We start from the raw sequence: 21,042 nt of genomic DNA on the forward strand, positions 1-21,042 counted from the left end.
AGGCCAAGCCGCTTCGCGGTCGGCTACGCCGAGCCTGGCCGTCCCGGAGCCGGCCCGGTCGATCGGAGATCGGCCGACACGAGGAGATCCCACCCACCCCTCGGCACCGCGCGCGGGCAAGCCCGCAACCCGGGATCATCCGCCGTCGGCGGCGCGCCCTGCAAAAAATCTTGGGCGGCTCGTTCACGCTCAGACACGGCCGCGCCCACTACTTAACAGGGCCGTGCAGCGGCACGGGCCCCAACGACCAAAGCGAGGTTCAGTGGACGTACTCAGCCGGGGTGGGCTCGCAGCCGCCGCTGTCGCCAGCCTCACCGGGCTGCTGGCACTGTGGATCCGCGCCCGCTGGCGCGTGAGCCAGGAGAAGGCCCGCGGTGACTCGCTTATCGCGATAGCCGAAGCACTACCGGGTGGCGGCCGGCTGCGCGATCAGCGTGCCGACGGGTCCTGCATCACCCTGACCGTGCCGGCGCGCCGCGGAGGCGCGTGATGGACGAGCGGGCGGAGTCAGCAACACCTCCGTCAACGAGGTGGGAGCTGATCGAGGTCAAGCGCTACACCGAGCCCATCCGTCGGTCCTCGGCCTGCGAACGCGCCCCGGAAGTGCAGCATGACGATGAGCAGGCCATCAAGGATGAGTTCACCGACTTCTTCCGCAAGTCGATCAAACCTCTGGTCAAGTTCCTGGCTACGGGTCTCGGCATCTCGACGGCTGACGCCGCCGACGCCGCCCAGGAAGCGATGCGCGAAGCCCATCGGAAGTGGCGCACGATCAACAACCCCCACACATGGATCAGGACCGTCGCCTCACGCAAGGCCATCCGTAAGCTCATCAACCCGGCAGAGGTGCTCACCGACGACGTGGCAACACTCAACCCGCTGCTGCGCATGCCACCCGATCAGGTTGTTCTTTGGGAGGAGCAGCAGAAGGTGCTCCGGCTCTTGAGCACGCTGCCTCCGCGGCAGCGTCAGGTGATGGCCTGGACGCTCGACGGCTACGAGCCAGCCGAGATCGCCGAGCAGTTGCGCATGACGCCGGAGGCCGTCAGAAGCAACCTCTACAAGGCCAGGAAGGCCCTCGCCGCGCGCCTGAAGGCCAGCGGGCGGGCCGAGCAGTGACAGAGAGGGCGGGGATGGATAGGCGACTCGACAAGGCCGAGGCGATGCTGCTCGCCGCGGCGAAGAGCTTCGAGGACCAGCTCGACGAGGTCTTGGACGTCGAGGCTGGTCTGCGGGACATCCTGCTGGAGGACCAGTACCACCAGATGGACGACCAGCTCGATGACGTGATCGATGTCGAGGCAGGTCTCGCGGCCGTGCTCGGCGATGGGGATGGGGACCGCGCAGGGACGGAGCGAACGCAGATCAGCTGGACGACCTACAACTGCGATCACATCATCAAGGTGACTTTCGATCCCGAATGCAGGGTGTCACCGCAGCTAGACACGCTCGAGCGGGTACGGCTGCTGGCGGACCGGATGTTCAGCACGCTCATGGAGGTTCAGCTCGCACGACCGAGCCACGAACAGGCCTTCGCCATCAAGCGGGAGATGAATCAGGCAGAGCGTCGTGCTCGGGCGTTCCGCGCCCTCCCCGGTGTCATCGAGGCCAAGTTGGTGGACAGAGAGGACGCTGTTGGGATCGTGCGCAGCACGGCGGAAGCCTTCATGAATCTGCACACAGCGCTCAAGCAGCTGCACGGCAAGAGCAGCTTCCCGATCGAGAGGGTAAAGACCGAGGTCTTCAAGCGGGGTGTCGAGGCGAGTCGTCTGCAAGAGCCCGTCGCGCGTCTATTCGATCCGTCGGACGACGTGGTCGACGCGCTTCTGTGAGCGGCCGGGTCGGGACACGCCCGACCCGGCCGATCCGCGCTACCGGGCGGCGCGCACCTTGGTGACGTCCCGTTCGATGGTCGCCGAGTAGGTGTCGGAGTTGTCCCGCTCGGCAGCCCACTCCTCGAACTCGCTGGTGCACTCCTACAGCGTGTCGACGGTGCGGCGGCGAGATCGCGCTGCTGGGCGTCGTGGTGGGTGAGTCCGGCCAGTGCGGGCCAGGAACCTACTCATGCCACTGCCATCGTGTCGCTCGACGAGGCGTCCGTCGACGATGATGTCAGCGCTCACGTAATTCCTTCCTGGAAGCCGTGATCCGCTCGTGCAGATCCCCGGCACGCGTTCGTCGCGGACTATGCGGCCGTTCGTGGTGCTCGCGGAGGGGATCTACCAAGTTCGGAGCCGGTCGCATTACATGAGCCCACGCGTGAGCCGGCCCTTGCGGACGGTTACCTCTGACTCCTCGCCTGTCGCTCGCGCTTGCGGGTGCTCCGGATGGCGGTGATCAGCCGCGCGGTCAGGTCCGGCCACGCTGGCCAGCCGTCGACGTGATGATCGTTACCGAGGTAACCGAGTTCTGCCAGCCGGACCCATACCTGGGCGACCGGCCGGGGGTCATGCTCGTTTGGCCACGAGAGCATGGTGAGGAGATTATCGGCGACTCGCTCCCGAAGTGGGGCCTGCGCGGATGCGGGACCATCAAGGAGCGCCAAGCCGCAGCGCGCGGCCGCTGCTCTTACCTGCTTGTCGTTCAGTAGGGAAAGGGCGCTCGTGAGTATGTGCATCAGGTCGGCTACCAAATCGGCGGACGCGTCGGGATCCGTGGTGAGTCGATCGAGTAGCAGGCGGGCATAGTAAGGCCGCTCGTCGTCTTTCAATGCCCGGCTTGTCACTACTAGGGCGCATCGCATGTAGGTCCGATGCCGTTCATCGCTGGTCGGCTCGCGGGTCGGCAGCAGCCAGGCGTCCAGCAGCGCGTGCGCGGCGGAGCCGTACTCGCCGTCGTCGAACCCGAGAAACGCGTTAACTGTCGAGCCAAGGTAATCAAGCAGCGGCGCGATCGTATGCAGGACGACGTCATCCAGGTTACCGCACTGCAGGTATCCCTTACGGGACAACACCGCCGGGCTGTGCTGCCCGTAGACATCAATGCGGTGATCGGGGATAGCCAATCCATACGTCCAGGCCGGGTCGATTGGTGGTGGCTTGATTTCGCTAGTAGCCAGCTCAAGCTGTAAGTCCCGCAGATCGCCTTCCCACATCCGGTGAAGCCTGAGGCTTGCTCCGATCCCGGACCAATCCTCACTGCTGAGCTGTGAGCGCCAGAGCAGGGCTTCTCGGTGCCAGTGGTCCACACGTTGGGTGGTCGGGCCGAAAAGCTGTGCCGCGGTCAGTTTCCTGGCCAGGCAGACGGCCAGTAGCACGAGGTTTGCGCTATACGCTGCGTGCCGGGTGGTCAGAGGCAGTCGGCGGGGTTGGTAGCCCTCGTGGGTGCGAGGTGGCCGCGGGTCGTGGGCTGTTTGGAACAATCGGATCACCAGATCGGTCTGATTGCTCCGCTGGGCCGCTGTCATCGCGTCTGCTCGCTCGCTGAGGAAGCTAAGGATTGGTGCGCGACTCGAAAGTGGCGCGAATGACAGCAGCGCGTGTAGCCGGTCGTCGTCGGCTTGGCCAGGACTAGTCGCGAACGCCGTCGCGGCTTGCCGAGCGGCGACCTCGTGCAGTGCCAACCAGACGAGCCAGGCCACCAGGAACTCGCCGAAGGTTGCGTGCAGGAACTCATACGTCCTCAGCTCGGCGCCGTCACGGGTGGCCTGTGAGCGGTGAATGAAGAAGAACCGGCCGAGCGCACTCTCGGCCGCGCCGAGGGGCGCGCGCAGGTCTCGAGGGTCAGCCGCCGGTGGCCGGCCGAACAAGGCCGCCAAGTCGGCCTCCAGTTCCGTTTCGGTGATCCATTGAGTGCCCCGGTTGAACATGGCAAGGCCCACCACCGCTAGCCTGTGCAGCTCCTCATCTATGGCCCGGTTGAGGTCTCGTTCGCTAAGTGAAGGGCGGTGCTTGGTCACTTCTCGCGCCGCAAAGTTACGCACCAGCCGCTCGTACAGCTCTCCCCGGCCTAGGTCTCCAGCGAGCCGCTGCAGCGCATTGTCGTCTGCGTCGTAGAGGGCGAGCATGAGTAGTAGCAACGGTTGGCTGGCCAGGTCGCGGTGCCGCAGGACCGCCGCTGCTGGCAGCGGTTCAAGGCCGCGATCGGTCAAGTGGTTCGTGTTGGTGGAGTTCCAGATAGTCAGCCATGCCGCAACACGGTTGTCGTTGAACGGCTCCAGCCGCAGCGCGACCGTGTCCTCGGGCGGTCGCGCGCGATCCGCGACGCTGGTGCGGCTGGTTACCACAACGGCCAGCGGCCGGCCCTGGTCGGCCTCTCGACGCTGGAATCGGGCGATGTTCACCAGGTAGTCGGTTTGGCTGACCCCGGTTGCCTGGAGCAGCTCGTCGAACCCGTCCAGCATCACCACCGGTAGTGCGTCTGGGGCCGACCGGACCAGTGCTGGCCAGTCAAGCCGCTCGCCGGTGGTCGCCTTGATCGCACGCTCGATCTGATCCTGCAGCTCAGCGTCCGCTGGGACCTCGCGCAGTACCACCCGGATCGGCAAGAAGTCGGCTGCTGGCAGCCTCGCCGCCAGCACCTTGGTGAGCACAGACTTCCCGGACCCGGGTTGGCCGAGGACAAGCAGCGGCGCGACAGTCGCCTCTGGCGAGGTCAAATGACCGGCAATGAACTCCTCTAGGTCGTTCCGGAGCGGCTGTTGATTCCACCACTGCTCCTCGCTCGCCCGAACGTCCGGGTCCACCTTCGCGGCCCGGAATGAGGGCTCGACGTATGCCTGCGCCAGCGTGGGGATCTGTAATCCCCGGGGGGCGTCAGTCGACTCCACGATGGGCCGGTCCAGGGCCGCCCGATAGGCGTTGGCCAGTCCCGCGCGGCGCTCGTCGGGTACTCGCCCGGTGGAGATGTCGTTGAGTAACCGGTGTAGCGAGGACAGCGCGGAACCAAGATCACGTACCTCCGCTCGGGTGGCAGCGTGATCCCGGCTAGCCGACCACAGTGCCACCTCGGGGAAGTCGACGGCGAGCTGCCGGACAAGCTCGGCGTACCGCTCAACGGCCAACATGGGCAGGTTGCTGAGCACGGCGCTGGTACGCAGCTCCGCGCCCTCGCTTTGCAGATCCCCGATGTGCAGGCCTCTGATGAAAGCGTGCATTCTCCCCGAAAGCCCGCTGTAGTAGTGCATCAGACGCTCGCGGAACCACTCGTCGGGCTCATATGGCTGCGGCAACGGCACCGGCATGGCCAGACCCGACTCGGCGACGTGGGCCATCACCGCAGCGTTCGTCCCCAGCGCCACCTGCTCCGGGCGAGACAGGGCCAAATCCGTGAAGCGGAACGGCAGATCCGCTGCCGCCAGCTTCTCGAAGTACGCGGTCACCACCAGCACCGAGTGCGCAGCCTCGATCCGTTGAGTCCGGCCGTACCGTGACAGACCACTGCGCCGCTCAGTAAGCCCTCGCACGAGCTCATGACCGAGCCGGACGAACTCCGCCTTCGCGTCGAACCATGCGAGTACCGCCGGAAAGACCGGTGCCGCGCTCAGCATCAAACCCCCAGTGACGCGGTCCAAGGCCGTGACTACCGGGCTGTTCCGCCCACCAAGCAGCACCGCGGCGTCCGCGTAACTCAAGGTCTTGGCCATGCGACGGCTCCTGGGAGTGGAGGGATTGGCGCCGTTCATCATGGTGCACTGATGGCGGGCTGCACACCTACTGCCCCCACCCGGCCCCGTATGCGAAGGCGGGGAGCGGGCCAAGCAGTTAGCTGTCCACTCCCCGCCCTGCCGTTCCAGCAAGAGCCCCCGCAGCTCTACCGGTCAGGCGGCCCCAGCCGTGATCAGGACAGCGACCCAACCACAGGCATCCAGCCGGCCGAACTCATCCAGGCCACCTGCGGTTTACGCTGTAGGCATGGACCCCGACCCGCTCCGCGCGCAGCTCACGGCGCCGGACGGCGAGTGGCGAGCGCAGGTGGTGGAGCGGTTCAACACGGTGCGCGGGTTCGTGCGGATGCTGTGTGAGGTGATCGACTTCGGGGCGACCGCGGAGGCGGTGCGGGTGGTCAACGCGATGAGGGCCCTGCCGAAACTCATCGACGCCGGGGAGACCGTCCGGGTGCCCAAAGGCTGGTTGGACGCCCGGAAGGTCGACATCGGCCTGGTACCCCGGGGCTGGTGGGACCAACTGGTGTTTCCCTCAGACCGGCCCGAGGGCTGCGTGGACCGCAACGCCTACGTGTTCTGCGTGCTGGAGCTGTTCCACACCGGGCTGAAGCGCCGCGACATCTTCGCCCGGGTCTCCGACCGGTTCGCCGACCCGCGGGCGAGGCTGCTGTCCGATGACGGCTGGGACGCGGTGAAGGGACCGGTCCTGTCGGCGTTGCTGTTGTCGGAGGACCCCGCCGTGCTGTTGGAGGCTCACGCCGCGGAGTTGGATGAGGCGTGGCGAACGACCGCGGCCGGGTTGGACGGCAACGACAGCCTCACCGTGGACGCCGGCGGGCGGCTGCACCTGGGCAAGGACGACGCGTTGGACGACCCGTCGAGCCTGGTCGACCTCCGTAAACGCCTGGAGAGCATGATCCCCCGGGTCGACCTGTCCGAGCAGGTCCTGGAGGTGATGAGCTGGCACCCTGGCTTCCCGGCGGCGTTCACCTCAGTGACCGGCGGCCGGGCCAGGCTGGCGGACCTGCACGTCTCGGTGGCGGCGCTGCTGACGGCGCACTCGCTCAACGTCGGCCTGCCCCCGGTGATCGACCCGGACATCCCGGCGTTGACCCGTGGCCGGCTGGCCCACGTCGACCAGCACTACCTGCGGCCCGACACCTACGCGGCGGCCAACGCCGTGCTCATCGACGCCCAAGGCGATATCGACCTGGCGCGGGCATGGGGTGGCGGCATGGTCGCCGCGGTCGACGGGGTCCGGTTCGTGGTGCCGGTACGCAGCATCGACGCCCGACCCAGCCCGAAGTACTTCGCCCGCAAGAAGGGCGTGACCTGGCTCAACATGATCAACGACCAGCGGATCGGGCTCGCCGGCCGGGTCGTGTCCGGCGCGGCGAAAGACACCCTGCACTTCGTGGACCTGGTGTTCAACCCCGACAGCGACCGCCGCCCGGAAGTCCTGATCACCGACCAGGGCTCCTACTCCGACATCGTGTTCGCCATCGTCACTCTGCTCGGGTTCGACTACCGGCCGGTGCTGGCCGACCTGCCCGACGCGAAATTGTGGCGAATCAACCGGGGGGCGGACTACGCCGCCCTGGACCGAGCCGCCCGCGGACGAATCGACCTTGAGAAGATCACCCGGCACTGGCCCGACATCCTGCGGATCATCTGCTCGATCCACACCCGCACCGTGTCCGCCCACGACGTGATCCGCATGCTGCAACGCGACGGACGGCCCACCCAGCTCGGCGAGGCTTTCGCCATGTACGGGCGGATCTTCAAAACCCTGCACGTGCTTACCTTCGTCGACGACCCCGCCTACCGCCGCGAGATGAAGGCCATGCGCAACCTCAACGAGGGCCGCCACGACCTGGCCCGGCACATCTTCCACGGTCGTAAGGGCGAGCTGCACCAGGCGTACCGCACCGGGCAGGAAGACCAACTCGGCGCGCTCGGACTCGTCCTGAACTGCGTGACCCTGTGGAACACGGTCTACCTGGACCGGGCCCTGGCCGAACTACGCGCTCAGGGCTATCCGGTGCTCGACGACGATGTAGCTCGCCTATCTGCCTACATGCGCCGTCACATCAACGTCCACGGCCACTACTCGTTCCGGCTCCCGGACCTCGGCGGTGCCTGGCGTCCACTGCGTGACCCCGATCAGGCCGACCCCGACGACGGCTGATCCGCGCCATAAATGCCGAAAGTCGCCCAAAAGGCGGCCCGGCGCTTGGGTAGCTGTCCCAGCCCGCCAAGCAACTTATCTTGGCGTTAAGGGCCAGCACCGGAACGGCCCGAGAGCGAGCTGCTCTCGGGCCGTTCCGGTGGTGTGTCAGGGGCTGAAGTTACTGATCTGGTCCGGTGACGACGCAGTACACGTTCGCCTGGCGGTATTCGGTGCCTGACGGATCGATCTGGCCGTCGACGTCGACGTCGACGTGGTTGCGCCAGGAGATCAGTTCGCCTGTCGAATCGCAGGTTCGGCGCGCCGTCGTTCGGTTGTTGCTGTCCGACTTGGGCTTGAGCTGCACCGTCTCCGAACATGCCTTACGGCGGTATGTGCCGTCTGTGTAGTACTCGTAGAGGCAGTTCTTGACGTGGGCGGTGGCTGCGGTGCAGTCGCCCTTGTCCCACTGCCCGTGCCCAGAGACATCTGGCGTTGACCAGTGAGGATTGTCCGGCAGGGTGACGGGCGTGCACCCGATCGCCGCTGTCTCGTTCCCGCCGTCCTGTAGCCCGTTCGTCGCCGGATCGATCTCCCGGCCCTGCTCGTCGACGTACCGCGCGTGGTCTGCGAGACCAGGCGGTTCGAGACCTGGGACGGCCTCGGCGTAGGAGACAACATGGTCGGGCTGGACACGGGGCTGCGCGGCTGCCGGCGAGGCGAAACTCATGCCTGCGAACGCCACACTTGCCGCGACCGCGACCCGCATAAGCGTCGTTGCGTACTGCGTCACTGTTCCTCCCCTGTGGTTGGTGACCTACCGATAGGCGGGTGGGCGCTCGCTGGGCATGGCCTGGACCACGTCAAGGCCGAAGGTGCTCAGTAGCGTGTCGACGGCGCTCCGATCAGCGCCTATCCCTGCCCAGTGAGTGTCGACATCACTGGTGAAACACCAACGGCGATCGGCCGGCCAGACGAAGGCGGGGACCACAGCGGAGTCGCCGTCGAACGGCCCGTCGTGGCCTTCGACGTAGTCCGCGAGACGGCCGGTGAACAGGACGTACCGGCGGTGCGGAACGGTGACCATCGGGCCGTGCCGTTCGGTCGCGGACAGGGCACTTCCGGCGGCGCCTTCCCAGACGCAGAAGAAGCACTGGTCAGGCGTTGTCGTGAATTCCGCGAGGACGTGCAGCGCACGTCGTGCCTGCGGCGTCCACAACTCGCGGTCGGCCGGAATATCGGCGTCGGTCTCGCGCTGATCGGGCGAGGTGGGATCGGGGATGTACCGCAGGCGGACGTACGCCTCGTAGCCGGAGGGCCCGAAGGTGATCAGCTGCTCCGCCGGAGTCCGCGACGTCGCGAGCCAGGCCGCTGCGGCCGTGTCCGCCGTATACCTCAGAACCATCTCTCGCGGCCCCCGTCGTCGTTGACGCGCGCAGTGCTACCGCCGCTTTAGCACCTTCCGTCGCTGACGGCACCTTCCGTGCGTGCACGCCTACAATAGGTAATGCACTCACCGTCGGCCTGCGATACGGCCATTTGTATGGCCGACATGCCCAGGCTGAACCTCTGGGGGCGATCGCCTGGTTTAAATAAGCTGTGCGCCCAGATCAGACCGATCCCGACGACGATTGATCCGCACCGTCGTCGGGTTGCAGCGCCCGGTACAGCGTGGAGCGGCCCACGCCCAGGTGCGCGGCGATGGCGGTCACGGACTCGCCGCGGGCCAACCGGGCTCGGGCGACGTCGAGCTGGTCGGCGTTGACGGCGACCGGACGGCCGCCGCGTCGGCCTTGCGCGGCGGCCGCCCGTAGCCCATCGAGGGTGCGTTCGCGGATCAGTTCGCGTTCGAGCTCGGCGGCCAGGGCGGCGACGGCGAACAGCAGCCGGTCGGCGATGGTGGCGCCATCGGGACGATGCACGCCGGCGCACACCCCGGTCAAGATCTCCAACACGACGCCCCGGGCGTGCAGCTCGTCCTCGACGAAGACCAGCAGCTCCTTCATCGACCGGGCCACCCGGTCCGGCTTGTAGACCACCAGGGTGTCACCGGGCTGGAGCCGCTCCAGGGTGGCGCGCAGCTTCGGCCGCTCACCGCGGGTGCTCGCAGTCTCGGCCACCACCTCCCGGCAGTCCGCGGCAGCGAGGGCATCGAGCTGCGCCTGGTGATCCTGGCCGCGGGTCGAGACGCGGGCATAGCCGACGCGGATCCGGTTGTGTGGCCGCGCGGCGCCGGCCGGCAGCGCAGTGGGGGCGGTTGCCATGCGCTAAGCATGGTCCCGAAAACGTCCCACAACCTCACTGGCGACACGCCGGTTTGGGGACGGGTTTCGGGACTGGGCGACCTGCGGAAACAGGGGCGGCGCATGACCCGCGACGGCTCGTCCCGGAAACCCTCGTTTCCGGGACGGGTCAACCCGAACCAAGATCACCCTTAGCGTGACTTTCCCGAACGTTGGTCCTCACGAGCCAGGCCGGCGCAGCCCGGCCGCCGAGGCCGCGCTCGCCGCGATCCGCGCCCGCACCTCCGGACACCTGCGCCGCGCCGACCGGACTGCGCTGCTCCACACCGGAGCCGAGTGCGACTGGCCCGAGGTCGCGCAGCCCGGCGCGGGCGCTCCCCTCGGAGACTGACCCCCGGCCGCGCCAGCCCGGGAGCCTCCGTGTTCAGCAGCCCTCCGCGCCTTCACAACCAAAGGCCCTCTTACGGGGGCATGAGCCGAGCCGACTTAGAGCCTTAGAACGGCTCACAACGGGCGTGCTCTGACGACGCCTGCGGCCCGGGCGCCGACTACGAGGACATGTACGGCAACTACCACAAGGTCAAGGGCCACAACGACGGCTGCGGTGGCTGCTCGGGCGCGTACGACCCGGACGAGCCGACGAAGAACGTGCACAACAACCCGCGGGCGTCGGCCGAGGAGCGGGCCGCGGCGGCACGGGCAGCCGCGGAGAAGGAGCGGCAGCGCCGCATCGCCGAGGCCAAGGCGAGGATGCTCAACGTCGCCAAGGCCCTGGGGAAGATCGCGATGGAGGAGCTGGGCATCACCGATGCCCTGGACTGCTTCCTCAAGGGCGACATGGACGGCTGCATAGCCACAGCGGTCAACGTGGTGTCGGCCGCCTTCGGTGGTGCGCTCGGCAAGCTGGCCGCAAGGTACGGCGCGCCATGGAAGTGGGAGAAGGCCGCCGCGCTGGTCAGCCGCGTCAAGGGATTGCTCGTCGATCTGGTCGACAAGGCGAAGGCATTCATCAAGTGCAAGAACAGCTTCGTGCCGGGCACGTTGGTGGTGATGGCCGACGGGTCGCGCAAGCCGATCGAGGACGTCAAGACCGGTGACGTCGTGCTGGTGACCGATCCGGTGACCGGCAAGACGACAGCCAAACCCGTGGTGGCGACCATCATCGGCCAGGGCACCAAGAACCTGGTCGAGGTCACCATCGACCCCGACGGCGACAGCGGTGACGCCACGGAGAGCGTCGTCGCCACGGACAACCACCCGTTCTGGGTGCCGGGGCTCGACGAGTAGGTCGACGCCGCCGATCTGCGGGCTGGCCAGTGGCTGCGCACCTCGGCCGGTACCCATGTGCAGATCAGCGCAACCCGGCAGTGGACGGAGCCGGCGCGGGTCCACAACCTCACGATCGACGACATCCACACGTACTATGTGGTGGCCGGCAACACTCCGGTCCTCGTACACAACTGCGGCGAAGGATATGCTGAGGTGTTTTTCGATGACGTCGAGGGGCACGCATCCATCGCAGTGACGCATGGTGATCGGACCCTGCACACCGAGGCTGGGTCGTGCCCCGGTTTGGACTCGGTTGCCAGCGTTCGGACGAAGGCGCACTCCCCTGGCACTACAGTCATTCGGGTCCCGCTGCCCAATGCAAAGAGGGCGCAACAGGCGCAGGATGCCATGGAGGATTTCAACCTCGGCCCGCACGACAACAATACAAATAATTGCGTTACGTACTGTGCTCGGATTCTCGACGCAGGTGGAGTAAGCGTGCCGGCGAGCGATTCGCAAAATATCGTAGGCTGGCTGGACAACTCCTTGTACCCGCGAAGGAAGTTGTAGTGGGTGCTGAAGGCTGGGGATGGCTTGCGGATCAGCCCGCGAATTGGGAACCCCCGACAGAGCTTCGTGCCCCGACTGCTTCAGTCGCGCTGAATCTTGTAGTACGGATGATCGGCAGTAACATTATCGGCAATGATCTCGTGGAGGCTGCTGCTGAATTCGCTGCTGCCAAGGCGCGCCTAGAACTGTGGATGGGTCACATTGATCCACCGCTGCCACTCCGACGTCAGTTTGAGATTGGGCGGGCAGCCTCCGAAGCGGTGCGTACGATCTACGAATCCTGGATTAAATTCGAATCAGCGCATCGTTCGGCGGGCGGTAAGGTGGCGATGGTTGATGATGAGAGATCGGTGCTGCTCGTGACCATTCGGAAGGCGACCGCAGAACTGGGGCGTATTCCTGAAGGCCGAGGCGAATAGCGGTCGCCTTTCGGTTGTGACGGGGCGAGCGGAGCGATCAGCGGCCCTGCGGTTGGCCGGCGCTCTTCTCGGCAAGAGAAGGTGACCGTCCGGACCTGCTCGCTGTGTCACAGGGGCGCGGCCAGCCGGCCGCGCCCCTGTGACGAAGTATGACTTGCCGGAGCGAGCGTTGGATTCAGCGGAACAGATGCCCTGCCGGATCGAGGAGAAGTTCTGATGGGCGCGCTGCATGGTGCACCATGGGGCGTATTGGGTGCAGGGGCGTAGCCGGAAGGCTGCGCCCCTGCACCATGTCCGTACGTCTTTAGGCGCGCGAGCAGGTGACCCCGTTGAGCGTGAAGCTGGTCGGGGACGAGTACGCCCCGCTCAGCGTGCCCTGATAGCCCGAAGCTGGCCGTGCCGCCCGGGGCGAGCGAGCCGTTCCAGCTGATGTTCCGCGCGGTGACCGTCGACCCGCTCTGGCTCACCGTGGCGTTCCACGCGCTGGTGACCTGCTGCCCGGCCGGCAGGTTGTAGGTCAGCGTCCAGCCGTTGACCGCGCTCGACTCGGTGTTGGTGACCTGCACGTCGGCGGTGAAGCCGTTGCCCCACGCGTTCGGCGTGTACTTCACCGCGCATCCGGCGCCGCCCGGCGGCGGGGTGGTCGGCGGGGGCGTGGTCGGCGGCGCGGTCGTGGGTGGCGGGTTGGGGTGCCGGTAACGAACGTGTCATCAGCCGCCAAATAGTTGATCTTGCATTTGGGTAGTGCGCGGCTGGTTGCGGGGTGGCCAGGATGATCGCTCGTGAGCAGATCTCCTTTGGACATTGATGACCTTGTCGAGCACTGGACGCTGTTGCCGGACGAGGTGGACCTGGTCGTGCGCCTGCACGAGCCGTCGCGGCTGGTCTTCGCGGTGTGGCTGAAGTTCTACACCCGTCACGGCCGGTTTCCCCGCGGCCGCGGGGAGCTGCACGACGACGCCGTTGGGTTCGTGGCCCGGCAGTTGAAGGTGTCGGCCGGTGACCTGGGCCTGATCGAGTGGTCCGGGCGCACGGCCGAGCGACACCGGGCCGCGATCCGCGGTCATCTGGGGTTCCGGGAGTGCTCGACGGCGGATGCGGAGAAGCTGACCGGGTGGCTGGCCGCGGAGGTGGCGTGCAAGGAGCGCCGCTTCGACCTCGTCCGTGAGGAGCTGCTGGGCGAGTGCCGCCGGGAGCGCATCGAGCCGCCGGCCGAGGCGCGGGTGGAGCGGATCGTGCGCTCGGCGCTGCACCAGGCGGAGGAGGCGCTCTGTATGCAGGTGCAGTCCCGCCTGCCCCCGGAGGTGGTGGACCGGCTGGAAGAGCTGGTCGCAGGCGCGGACGACGGGCCGTCGCTGCTGGCCACGATCAAGTCGGTGCCCGGGTCGGTGAGCCTGGACTCGATGCTGACGGAGATCGACAAGCTGCGCGCGGTCCGGGCGGTCGGCGTCCCGGCCGCCGCGCTGGCGGATGTGGCACCGAAGGTCGTCGCCGGGTGGCGGGCGCGGGCGATGGTGGAGGCCCCGTCGCACCTGGCCCGGCACACCCCGGCGCTGCGCCTGACCATGTTGGCGGCGTTGCTGCGGCTACGGGAACGCGAGATCACCGACGCGTTGGTGGAGCTGCTGATCGCCACGGTGCACCGCATCGACGCCCGGGCGCAGCGCAAGGTCACCAACGAGCTGATCGCCGAGTTCAAGAAGGTCACGGGCAAGGAGAACCTGCTGTTCCGCATCGCGGAGGCGTCGCTGACCGCGCCGGAGTCACGGGTACGTGACGTGGTGTTCCCCGCGGTGGCCGGTGGGGAGCAGACGCTGCGTGATGTGGTGGCGGAGTTCCGCAGCAAGGGCCCGACGTACCGGCGCACGGTGAAGACGTCGATGCGGGCCTCGTACACCAGTCACTACCGCAAGGGCCTGATCCAGCTCCTCGACGTGCTGCAGTTCCGCAGCTCGAACAGCACCCACCGGCCGGTGATCGCCGCCCTGGAGCTCATCGCCCGGTACGCCCGCGGCAGTGTGCAGTACTACCCCGACGGCGAGCAGGTACCGCAGCACCGCGGCCTCACGGGTGACTGGGCGGACCTGGTCGTGAAGGTTGACCAGCGGGGCCGACGCCGGGTGGTGCGGATGGTCTACGAGGTGTGCACGTTTCAGGCGCTGCGGGAGGCGCTGCGTTGTAAGGAGATCTGGGTCGTCGGCGCCGACACCTTCCGCAACCCCGACGAGGACCTGCCCGCCGACTTCGAGTCCCGGCGGGCCGAGCACTACGGCGCCCTGCGCAAACCCCTCGATCCGACGGCCTTCATCGACGGGCTGCGCGCTGAGATGCGCGCCGAGCTGACCGCCCTGCACGACGGCCTTGACGCGGCGCCGTGGCTGAGCGTGAAGGCCCGTCCTGGCGGCGCCGGTATCAAGCTCGAGGCATTGGACGCGTTGCCGGAGCCGACGAATCTGCGCCGGCTCAAACGCGAGATTGAACGGCAGTGGGGCACCGTGGCCCTGATCGACATGCTCAAGGAGGCCGCTCTGCGCACCGGCTGCTTGAGCGCGGCCACCGGCGTCGGCGCCCGCTCCGGCATGGACGCGGCGGTGCTGGCGGAGCGGTTGCTGCTGTGCGTGTACGGCTACGGCACCAACACCGGCATCAAGGCCGCCGCCGCGGGCGATCACGGGCACAGCGAGGACGAGCTGCGCTACGTGCGCCGCAGGTTCCTCAGCGCCGACACCGCCCGGGCGATGGCGGTCGAGATCGCCAACGCCACCTTCGCGGTGCGCTCCGAGCAGGTGTGGGGCACCGGCTCCACCGCGGTGGCATCCGATTCGACGCACTTCGGCGCCTACGACCAGAACATCTTCACCCAGTGGCACTCGCGCTACGGCGGCCGCGGCGTGCTCATCTACTGGCATGTCGAACGTAAGAGCATGGCGATCCACTCGCAGCTGATCTCCTGCACCGCGTCCGAGGTCGCGGCGATGGTCGAGGGTGCGGTGCGGCACGGCACCACGATGCAGGTGGAGGCGAACTACACCGACAGCCACGGCCAGTCCGAGATCGGCTTCGGCATCACCCGGCTGCTCGGCTTCGACCTGCTCCCACGCATCAAGCGGATCAACCACGTCAAGCTCTACCGCTCCGGCCCCGGAGAAGCGTCGGCGTGGCCTGCGCTGGCGCCGGCGATGATGGGCCGGGCGATCCGCTGGGACCTCATCGCTGAGCAGTACGACCAGATGATCAAGTATGCGACGGCGATCCAGACCGGGACCGCGTCGACGGAGGCGATCCTGCGCCGGTTCACCCGCGCGGCGTCGCATCCGACGTATCAGGCGATGCTGGAGGTCGGCCGGGCCGTCAAGACCATCTTCGTGGCGCGGTATCTGCGGGACCGGGACCTGCAACGGGAGATCCATGATGGGCTGAACGTTGCCGAGGGGTGGAACGGCGGCAATCAGGTGCTGTTCTACGGCAAGGGCGGCGACATCGCCACCAACCGCCGCGACGAGCAGGAACTGTCCGTGGCGTGCCTGCATGTGCTGCAGGCCGCCGTCGCGTTCGTCAACACACTGCTGGTGCAGGACGTCCTGGCCGAACCTGCCTGGGCGGATGCGCTCACACCTGAGGATCGGCGGGGGCTGACGCCGCTGTTCTGGACCCACGTGGCCCCGTACGGCGAGGTGAAGCTGAACATGAGCAAGCGCCTGGAGCTACGCGGCGACGCCGCCCCTGCCGCGCCCGCGGCGGCGCAGCACTGAGCGCGGCGGTTGTCGTGGGTTGCGCGGTGCTGAGCCGCCGGCTCGCCGGTCCCGACATCGCCGGAGGCATCGCTGCCTTCCCGACGATGTGCACGACGCTCACCGTGGTCGCCGTGGCCCGCGACGGCGCCGCGGCCGGGGTGCACGCACTCGGCGGACTGGTCCGCAGCCTGCCCTGCTATTTCGCCTTCTGCCTCGTCGTCGCGCTCAGCACCCGGTGGCGGGCATCGCCGGCGTCGGGCTCGGCCTGCTCGCCTGCCTCGTTGTCGCAACATTCACCTGGCGACGAGTTCCGAAAGCCACGACGAACGGCATTTCACGTCATGAGCCGCCCAGCCTGCCGGAACAGATGCCTGGTCGTCTAGCGTTGGCCGCATGCCGTCGCCTGACCGTCTAGCCGCCTTCGCGCTCGCGTCGTTCGTACTGATCGTCATCCCGGGCCCCTCGGTGATTTTCGCGATCAGCCGCGCTCTGGCGTACGGCCGACGGGCCGCGCTGACGACCGTCGTTGGCGGGGCGGTTGGCAGCTTCACCGCGGCCACAGCCGTCGGTTTTGGTATCGGCGCCATCATCCAGACCTCCGCCGTGATCTACACCGCGATCAAGCTTGCCGGTGCCGCATATCTGATCTACCTCGGTGTCCAGGCGATCCGGCACCGTCGGGCGCTGCGGGAGGCATTGGAAACACAGGCGGCCCCGATCGGTGGCGGTCGCACGCTGTTGCAGGGATTCATTGTTGGCGTGACCAACCCGAAGACGGTGGTGTTCTTCGCGGCGATCCTTCCGCAGTTCGTCGACCCGTCCGCCGGGCATGTCAGCCTTCAGATGGTCGTCCTGGGCGCGGTCTTCGCCGTGATCGCCCTGGCGATGGATGCCGTGTGGTGCGTGGCGGCGGGTACGGTCCGGTCCTGGTTCGCCCGCTCCGCGAAGCGCTTGGACCTGGTCGGCGGCGCGGCGGGCCTCACGATGGTGGGGCTGGGCGTCGGCTTGGCCGTCAGTGGCCGCAAGGACTAGACAGCTGACCGCCAGCTCGGTGTGATCAGGCTCATGACCTTCGTATTGTCTTGCATCAATATTGCCGAGTTGGATTCAAGCCCGGCACTTGAGGGCGTCGTCCGGCTGCCGGGGGCGGCTCGACGGCACCGACCGCAGGTACTCCAGCAGCGAAATCACGTCGCGAGGGCACGCCGCTAGTATGCGCGTGTCGCACCACCGGCAGTAGGCAGGAAGCCGTCCTCCTCGCTGGCGGACGGCGGGCAGCATCGCCCTGCGTGGGCGCGTGTCATGAAGCGTGCTGGCTGACAGGATGGACCCATGCGCGCTGTGATTATTGGTGCCGTTCGAGCCGACCCCGCCGTGCGGGAGGTGACCACGCCCACGGCCCCGGCAGGTGGGGTGGTGGTCCGGGTGATGGCCACCGGGATGTGCCGCAGTGACTGGCACGCCTGGGCGGGACACGACGAGATCGCGTTCCCGCACGTGCCGGGTCATGAGTTGGCCGGTGTGGTCGTCGAGGTGGGCGCGCAGGTCGACCGGTGGCGGGTCGGTGACCGGGTGACGGTGCCGTTCGTGTGCGGTTGCGGCCGGTGCCAGTGGTGCCGCACCGGGCAGGCGCAGGTCTGTCCCGATCAGCAGCAGCCCGGCTTCACGCACTGGGGCTCGTTCGCCGAGTACGTCGTGCTGCACGCCGCGGACACCAACCTGGTGGCCATCCCGGAGCAGGTCGACTTCGCGACCGCAGCCAGCCTGGGCTGCCGGTTCGCCACGGCGTACCGGGCCCTGTTCGGCCGGGCACGGGTCATCGAGGACGAATGGGTCACCGTGGTCGGCGCCGGCGGCGTCGGGCTCAGCACCGTGATGATCGCCCGGGCGCTGGGTGCCCAGGTGGTGGCGGTGGACCGTAACCCGCAGGCACTCGCCGCCGCCTCCGCGCTCGGCGCGCACCACACGCTGCGCGCCGACGGCGTCGACATCCCGGCCGCTGTCGCCGAGCTCACCGGCGGCGGCAGCCACATCACCGTGGATGCGGTCGGCAGCGAACAGACCTGCGCCGATGCGATTCTGAGCCTTCGCCGCCGCGGCCGCCACGTCCAGGTGGGGCTCCTACCCCCGGTCGACGGTCACCCGCGGGTTCCGATGTCGCGCGTGATCGGCTGGGAACTGGACCTGCTGGGCAGTCACGGGATGGCCGCGGTCGACTATCCGGCCATGCTGGCGCTCATCGAGCAAGGTGCGCTGCAACCCCAACGGTTGATCGAACGCACCATCGGGCTCGACGAGGCAGCGGCGCTGCTGCCCGGCTTCGACCAGGCGACCGTGGCCGGTATCACCGTCATCGACCCCACCCGCTGACGGCATCGCAGCAGTCACCGCGCGAAGCGAGGCAGCAGGCCGACGCCTGGCGAGCAACCACGACGCCGAGTGGGGAGTGTCCACCAACTGAGCAGCAAACGCCCGGACGGCCACGAGTGGTGTCATTACCGCGGTGTCACTGACCGCTCGATCGCCCGATACACCGTTGAGCGCGCCACCCCAAACAGTTCCGCCAACTCGGCGCTGGTGTGTTCCCCGGCGGCGTGCAACGCCACCAAGTGGGCCTCCTGCCGAGGATTCAGCTTGGGTTGCTTGCCGCGCAGCCGGCCCTTGGCCTTCGCGACCTTCATCCCCTCGCGGGTCCGCAACCGCGCCAGATCTGCCTCGAACTCGGCCACCATCGCCAACGCCGTGAACAGCAGCTTGCCCACCGGATCCGTCGGGTCGTGCACCGAGCCACCGAGATTGAGCTTCACCTGCGCCCGGGGCAACTCCTGCACGATCGCGTGCGCGTCGGCTACCGACCGCGCCAACCGGTCCAGCTTCGTCACGACCAACGTGTCCCCGGCCCGGCACGCCGCGAGGGCTTCGCGCAGGCCCGGTCGAGCCCGATTGGTTCCCGTCAGCCCTTTGTCGACATAGATCCGCTCGGCGCTGACACCATCACCTGCAGCGCGTCTAGTTGCGAGGTCAGGTCCTGCTCGTCCGTCGACACCCGGGCGTAGCCGATCAACAGTCCAGTCACCGCGCGACTGTACCGTTCAGCCCCCGCTCACCGGGCACATCAACGGGCGGGTCTTACGGGACAAGCCGACCAGCGCATTCATGAGCCGCTTTCGCTCCTCCGTGAGCGCCCGGTGGAGGGTCCTCAAACGGGACACCAGCGAAGACGCCCGTCGGTCACTGTCTGCGACATGATCAAGATCAACTATTTGGCGGCTGGTGACACGTTCGTTACCGGCACCCCAATGAACGCTGCGCCGGCCAGGACGCGGCTGTCGGTCAGGAGCGCGACGCCGGCGCCGATGACCGCCACCCCGAAGCCGATAAACGCTGCGCCGGCCAGGATGCCGCGGTCGGTCAGGAACGCGACGCCGAAGCCGATGACCGCCACCCCGAAGCCGATAAACGCTACGCCGGCCAGGATGCCGCGGTCGGTCAGGAACGCGACGCCGAAGCCGATGAACGCCACCCCGAAGCCGATGAACGCTACGCCGCCCAGCAGGGTGACGGCGGTGTCGGTGGTGTTGGCGGTGAGGACGGCGATGATCGTCAGGGCGGTGGCGGTCAGGGTGGCGTAGGCGGCCGAGGACGCTGGGCCGACGGCGGCCAGGATCGCGGCGAGCAGGGCCAAGGCGAGCAGGGCCCGGGCGGTGTAGCGGACCAGGGGGGCGCGGGGAGGCAGCCAGCGCAGCGAGGCGACGGCCGACAGGACCGCGCCGGCCACGGTCACGACGGCCACGCCCCGGTAGCCGAAGTCGTTGCTCAGGACGTTGACGCCCATGCCGCCGGCCGCGCCGAGGAGCATCACGGACAGCCGGCCGCGCCAGTCCAACCGGTTCCGTCGCCCGTCCGTCTCACCGTTGGTGGTCACCCCATCAGCATGACGTGAACGATCGAGCACGACCGCACCCCGCCCGCAGCCCGGCCCCCGAACGAACCCGCGCCCGGAATGCGGCTTTCGCGGCGCACCATAGGAGACCCCCACGGTGGGGCCCCACCGTGGGGGGACCTGGATCACCGAGTGGCTACAACCTGCGTCACGGTACGGAGTGCGTGGCGTTGCTGTACGTGATGGTATGACAGGAGTAGCCTGATCCGTATGACAAAGCGTCGAGTGACGGTGTCCGTGCCCGAGGACGTGGCCGAGACCCTGGAGCAGCAGCCCAACGCCTCCGCGTACGTCGCCCAGGCCGTTCGTGACCGCAGGCGCATGGACGAGTTTCGGGCCCTGATGGCCGATGCCGGGGTGCAGCTCACCGAGCAAGGCATGGCCGAGGCCCGCGCCCACCGGCTACAGGTGCAGGCCCAATGGCCCCACGAGCGCTACGACGCCGTACGCGACCGGGTGCGCCAGCACATGCAGGATGAGGCGGACGATGCCAGCCGGCCGGCCGCGTGAGCACCGAGGACGAGCGGCGCCCGGTCGCGCTGGTGCTGGACCGCTCGGCGCTGCTGGCCTACCCGTACTCGATCCACGTCGGGGAACCCATCGGTGAGGTCATCACCGATGGCCAGCGCTTCGGCATCACCGCCGTTACCGCCGCTGAGGCCCTGGAGTTGGCCGCCGACGCCAAGCACCGAAAGCACCTGCACCGGCTGCTCAGCCACGACTCCTGTGTACGGCTGCCCACCCGGGGCGAGTCGTGGCAGGAGCTGTCCTACTGGCGTGGGCTCACCGGCCGCGTCGACCTGGCAGCGACGGTGATGGCCGCCCTGGAGCACCGAGCATCGATCCTGACCAGCGAGGGCAACCGGTACGGGCCCGAGGGGCACCTACCGGTCATCCACATACCCGCGTAACCGCAGGTCAACGCGAGCCAGAATCAAAGGAAGCACCCGTGCCCCGACAACTCGGGGACACAGGTGCTTCCTCGCTGGCACGACGTCGATCAAGGAAGCGGCGCGCGAGGGTCGGTCAGGTGGCCGGCGACGTCGGGCTTGGGCTTGAGCTCTCCGGTCACGCAGCTCTTGTGATGTACGC

Annotated in this window: 21 protein-coding genes and 1 pseudogene; 14 read left to right on the forward strand and 8 right to left on the reverse strand. The window is 67.8% G+C overall.

Going from position 1 to position 21,042, the window contains the following annotated elements:
• The first annotated feature begins 262 nt into the window (after positions 1–262).
• Genes AB0G13_RS23225 through AB0G13_RS23235 form a run of 3 tightly spaced genes read left to right on the forward strand, consistent with a single transcriptional unit; the run spans position 263 to position 1,832 of the window.
• Positions 263–490 carry a hypothetical protein gene (locus tag AB0G13_RS23225; RefSeq protein WP_357877713.1) on the forward strand — a complete coding sequence of 76 codons (228 nt, stop codon included), beginning with the start codon at positions 263–265 and terminating at the stop codon, positions 488–490.
• Positions 490–1,119, forward strand: a complete 630-nt coding sequence (locus tag AB0G13_RS23230) for a sigma-70 family RNA polymerase sigma factor (RefSeq protein ID WP_357877716.1) — start codon at positions 490–492, stop codon at positions 1,117–1,119. Before AB0G13_RS23225 ends, AB0G13_RS23230 begins: the two co-directional genes overlap by 1 nt.
• Positions 1,120–1,133: 14 nt before the next feature.
• A complete protein-coding gene (locus AB0G13_RS23235) occupies positions 1,134–1,832 on the forward strand; it encodes a hypothetical protein (RefSeq protein WP_357877719.1) in 699 nt (232 codons plus the stop codon).
• Positions 1,833–2,281: 449 nt separating this feature from the next.
• Here AB0G13_RS23235 and AB0G13_RS23240 read toward each other — a convergent pair whose 3' ends face one another.
• On the reverse strand, positions 2,282–5,584 hold the full coding sequence (locus tag AB0G13_RS23240) for a hypothetical protein (RefSeq protein ID WP_357877722.1): 3,303 nt from the start codon (positions 5,582–5,584) through the stop codon (positions 2,282–2,284).
• A gap of 268 nt (positions 5,585–5,852) precedes the next feature.
• Here AB0G13_RS23240 and AB0G13_RS23245 point away from each other — a divergent pair, with 268 nt between their 5' ends.
• A complete protein-coding gene (locus tag AB0G13_RS23245) occupies positions 5,853–7,793 on the forward strand; it encodes a Tn3 family transposase (protein WP_357877725.1) in 1,941 nt (646 codons plus the stop codon).
• A 160-nt stretch (positions 7,794–7,953) separates the two neighbouring features.
• On the opposite strand, the gene AB0G13_RS23250 is transcribed toward AB0G13_RS23245, so the two are convergent.
• The 3 genes from AB0G13_RS23250 to AB0G13_RS23260 all read right to left on the reverse strand — a co-directional run bounded on the left by AB0G13_RS23250 (position 7,954) and on the right by AB0G13_RS23260 (position 10,036).
• Complete coding sequence (locus AB0G13_RS23250; protein WP_357877728.1) at positions 7,954–8,565, reverse strand: hypothetical protein; 612 nt, start codon at positions 8,563–8,565, stop codon at positions 7,954–7,956.
• Positions 8,566–8,589: 24 nt separating this feature from the next.
• Positions 8,590–9,177, reverse strand: coding sequence for a hypothetical protein (locus tag AB0G13_RS23255; RefSeq protein WP_357877731.1), 588 nt, complete (start codon positions 9,175–9,177; stop codon positions 8,590–8,592).
• Between the two features lie 205 nt (positions 9,178–9,382).
• The gene (locus tag AB0G13_RS23260; RefSeq protein ID WP_357877734.1) at positions 9,383–10,036 is read right to left on the reverse strand and encodes a recombinase family protein; all 654 of its coding nucleotides are present in this window, start codon (positions 10,034–10,036) and stop codon (positions 9,383–9,385) included.
• Positions 10,037–10,211: 175 nt separating this feature from the next.
• On the opposite strand from AB0G13_RS23260, the gene AB0G13_RS23265 reads away from it, so the two are divergent.
• The 3 genes and pseudogenes from AB0G13_RS23265 to AB0G13_RS23275 all read left to right on the forward strand — a co-directional run bounded on the left by AB0G13_RS23265 (position 10,212) and on the right by AB0G13_RS23275 (position 12,273).
• Complete coding sequence (locus AB0G13_RS23265) at positions 10,212–10,406, forward strand: hypothetical protein (protein ID WP_357877737.1); 195 nt, start codon at positions 10,212–10,214, stop codon at positions 10,404–10,406.
• A gap of 446 nt (positions 10,407–10,852) precedes the next feature.
• Positions 10,853–11,854: pseudogene (locus tag AB0G13_RS23270) on the forward strand (polymorphic toxin-type HINT domain-containing protein).
• A gap of 107 nt (positions 11,855–11,961) precedes the next feature.
• A complete protein-coding gene (locus AB0G13_RS23275; protein WP_357877740.1) occupies positions 11,962–12,273 on the forward strand; it encodes a hypothetical protein in 312 nt (103 codons plus the stop codon).
• Positions 12,274–12,380: 107 nt separating this feature from the next.
• Here the strand turns inward: AB0G13_RS23275 and AB0G13_RS23280 are convergent, their stop codons facing one another.
• Positions 12,381–12,884, reverse strand: coding sequence for a cellulose-binding domain-containing protein (locus tag AB0G13_RS23280; protein ID WP_357877743.1), 504 nt, complete (start codon positions 12,882–12,884; stop codon positions 12,381–12,383).
• Between AB0G13_RS23280 and AB0G13_RS23285 the strand changes: the two genes are divergently transcribed.
• From AB0G13_RS23285 to AB0G13_RS23305, 5 genes are all read left to right on the forward strand, one after another.
• The gene (locus AB0G13_RS23285) at positions 12,805–12,972 is read left to right on the forward strand and encodes a hypothetical protein (RefSeq protein WP_357877801.1); all 168 of its coding nucleotides are present in this window, start codon (positions 12,805–12,807) and stop codon (positions 12,970–12,972) included. The genes AB0G13_RS23280 and AB0G13_RS23285 overlap by 80 nt on opposite strands.
• A gap of 83 nt (positions 12,973–13,055) precedes the next feature.
• Entirely contained in the window at positions 13,056–16,025 is a 2,970-nt protein-coding gene (locus AB0G13_RS23290; protein ID WP_357877746.1) for a Tn3 family transposase, read from the forward strand.
• A gap of 26 nt (positions 16,026–16,051) precedes the next feature.
• A complete protein-coding gene (locus AB0G13_RS23295) occupies positions 16,052–16,390 on the forward strand; it encodes a hypothetical protein (protein WP_357877748.1) in 339 nt (112 codons plus the stop codon).
• 10 nt (positions 16,391–16,400) lie between these two features.
• A complete protein-coding gene (locus AB0G13_RS23300) occupies positions 16,401–17,039 on the forward strand; it encodes a LysE family translocator (RefSeq protein WP_357877751.1) in 639 nt (212 codons plus the stop codon).
• Positions 17,040–17,339: 300 nt separating this feature from the next.
• Positions 17,340–18,377, forward strand: coding sequence for an alcohol dehydrogenase catalytic domain-containing protein (locus AB0G13_RS23305; protein ID WP_357877755.1), 1,038 nt, complete (start codon positions 17,340–17,342; stop codon positions 18,375–18,377).
• 125 nt (positions 18,378–18,502) lie between these two features.
• Here the strand turns inward: AB0G13_RS23305 and AB0G13_RS23310 are convergent, their stop codons facing one another.
• The 3 genes from AB0G13_RS23310 to AB0G13_RS23320 form a co-directional block, all read right to left on the reverse strand.
• Entirely contained in the window at positions 18,503–18,982 is a 480-nt protein-coding gene (locus AB0G13_RS23310) for a recombinase family protein (RefSeq protein ID WP_357877798.1), read from the reverse strand.
• Positions 18,961–19,083, reverse strand: a complete 123-nt coding sequence (locus AB0G13_RS23315) for a recombinase family protein (protein ID WP_357877758.1) — start codon at positions 19,081–19,083, stop codon at positions 18,961–18,963. Before AB0G13_RS23315 ends, AB0G13_RS23310 begins: the two co-directional genes overlap by 22 nt.
• A gap of 183 nt (positions 19,084–19,266) precedes the next feature.
• Positions 19,267–19,932 carry a hypothetical protein gene (locus tag AB0G13_RS23320; RefSeq protein ID WP_357877761.1) on the reverse strand — a complete coding sequence of 222 codons (666 nt, stop codon included), beginning with the start codon at positions 19,930–19,932 and terminating at the stop codon, positions 19,267–19,269.
• 228 nt (positions 19,933–20,160) lie between these two features.
• Here AB0G13_RS23320 and AB0G13_RS23325 point away from each other — a divergent pair, with 228 nt between their 5' ends.
• Both AB0G13_RS23325 and AB0G13_RS23330 read left to right on the forward strand, forming a co-directional pair.
• Positions 20,161–20,460: a hypothetical protein gene (locus tag AB0G13_RS23325; RefSeq protein ID WP_357877763.1), complete on the forward strand. Its 300-nt coding sequence runs from the start codon at positions 20,161–20,163 to the stop codon at positions 20,458–20,460.
• Positions 20,457–20,861 carry a hypothetical protein gene (locus tag AB0G13_RS23330; protein ID WP_357877766.1) on the forward strand — a complete coding sequence of 135 codons (405 nt, stop codon included), beginning with the start codon at positions 20,457–20,459 and terminating at the stop codon, positions 20,859–20,861. The genes AB0G13_RS23325 and AB0G13_RS23330 overlap by 4 nt, the downstream gene beginning before the upstream one ends.
• Positions 20,862–21,042 lie beyond the last annotated feature (181 nt).

Origin of the sequence: Micromonospora sp. NPDC023633 (assembly GCF_040640035.1) — a bacterium.
GTDB lineage: Bacteria > Actinomycetota > Actinomycetes > Mycobacteriales > Micromonosporaceae > Micromonospora.

What these genes read in the sequence shown, in the direction of transcription:
- AB0G13_RS23230 (WP_357877716.1), top strand. Translation starts at nt 490, where the DNA reads ATGGACGAGCGGGCGGAGTCAGCAACACCTCCGTCAACGAGGTGGGAG.
- AB0G13_RS23235 (WP_357877719.1), top strand. Translation starts at nt 1,134, where the DNA reads ATGGATAGGCGACTCGACAAGGCCGAGGCGATGCTGCTCGCCGCGGCG.
- AB0G13_RS23240 (WP_357877722.1), bottom strand. Translation starts at nt 5,584, where the DNA reads ATGGCCAAGACCTTGAGTTACGCGGACGCCGCGGTGCTGCTTGGTGGG.
- AB0G13_RS23245 (WP_357877725.1), top strand. Translation starts at nt 5,853, where the DNA reads ATGGACCCCGACCCGCTCCGCGCGCAGCTCACGGCGCCGGACGGCGAG.
- AB0G13_RS23255 (WP_357877731.1), bottom strand. Translation starts at nt 9,177, where the DNA reads ATGGTTCTGAGGTATACGGCGGACACGGCCGCAGCGGCCTGGCTCGCG.
- AB0G13_RS23260 (WP_357877734.1), bottom strand. Translation starts at nt 10,036, where the DNA reads ATGGCAACCGCCCCCACTGCGCTGCCGGCCGGCGCCGCGCGGCCACAC.
- AB0G13_RS23275 (WP_357877740.1), top strand. Translation starts at nt 11,962, where the DNA reads ATGATCGGCAGTAACATTATCGGCAATGATCTCGTGGAGGCTGCTGCT.
- AB0G13_RS23300 (WP_357877751.1), top strand. Translation starts at nt 16,401, where the DNA reads ATGCCGTCGCCTGACCGTCTAGCCGCCTTCGCGCTCGCGTCGTTCGTA.
- AB0G13_RS23305 (WP_357877755.1), top strand. Translation starts at nt 17,340, where the DNA reads ATGCGCGCTGTGATTATTGGTGCCGTTCGAGCCGACCCCGCCGTGCGG.
- AB0G13_RS23325 (WP_357877763.1), top strand. Translation starts at nt 20,161, where the DNA reads ATGACAAAGCGTCGAGTGACGGTGTCCGTGCCCGAGGACGTGGCCGAG.